Source organism: Marinobacter sp. UBA2498, from assembly GCF_002341575.1.
Classification (GTDB): domain Bacteria; phylum Pseudomonadota; class Gammaproteobacteria; order Pseudomonadales; family Oleiphilaceae; genus Marinobacter; species Marinobacter manganoxydans.
The window spans coordinates 4727-5543 of record NZ_DDOI01000039.1 but is presented as its reverse complement, the minus strand read 5'-3'; the positions used below and the strand labels follow the sequence as shown (position 1 = coordinate 5543).

At 60.8% G+C, this 817-nt stretch carries 1 protein-coding gene; it reads left to right on the top strand.

Annotated features, from left to right (window positions below; all coding sequences use genetic code 11):
• Positions 1-199: 199 nt before the first annotated feature.
• The coding region (locus tag B2W52_RS04215) for an efflux RND transporter periplasmic adaptor subunit (RefSeq protein WP_286801503.1) at positions 200-817 on the top strand (618 nt) is incomplete at its 3' end.

The window sequence follows — 817 nt, the reverse complement described above, 5'->3', positions numbered from 1 at the left end:
AGAGGTTTCACAGGGCGTCCTTGTTGTCGGTGTTGTGACAATAGTAGCGCAGATAGCTGGCAACGTGATTGACCACGGTTCGCATTCTCCGCACCGGCCAGGTCAAACGCGGGCCAAGGTCTGGACGGGGTTTTTCTTCGTAAGCCATGAACTAAGGTTAGTAATTGCATCCATCGAAATGAATCTTGGAGAAAAGGACGTGGCTACCCCCATGAAGAGCCTGCAGGGTGTTGTTCTGTTTTTGTGCAGCCTGTTTCCGGTGCTCACCGCTGCCCAGGACCTGCCTGGTGTTCAGCTGGAAACCGTCTCTTCAGAAGATATCGTTCAGGAAGTGACCCTGAATGGTACGGTGAATGCCCTTCGGGTATCTGGCATGTCGGCGGCGGTTGCGGGCCTGCTGGACGAGGTTCGGGTGGAAACCGGTGATCGTGTTGACCGGGGCGATGTGTTGGTCGAGCTGGATGACGAATTGGTTACCTGGGAGTTGGCCGCGGCAAGAGCCGAGGCAGAAGAGGCCCGCAGTCGCCTGGAGGAAGCCCGGCGTCGCCTGCGTGAGGCCAGATCCGTCGGCGCAGGCCGCAATATCGCGGCCACCGAAGTCAGTGCACGGGAAAGTGAAGTGGCCGCCAGCGAAGCGACCCTGGCTCGCCTGGAAGCCGCCCGCCGCCAGGTGGAAGTCCGGGCCGGGCGCCACCGCGTGACCGCGCCCTTCGACGGTGTGGTCAGCCAGCGCTCCCGGGATCTCGGGGAATGGGTTACCCCCGGTGACCAGCTGCTGACTCTGGTGGATACCGACAACCTTCGTCTGGATTTCCAG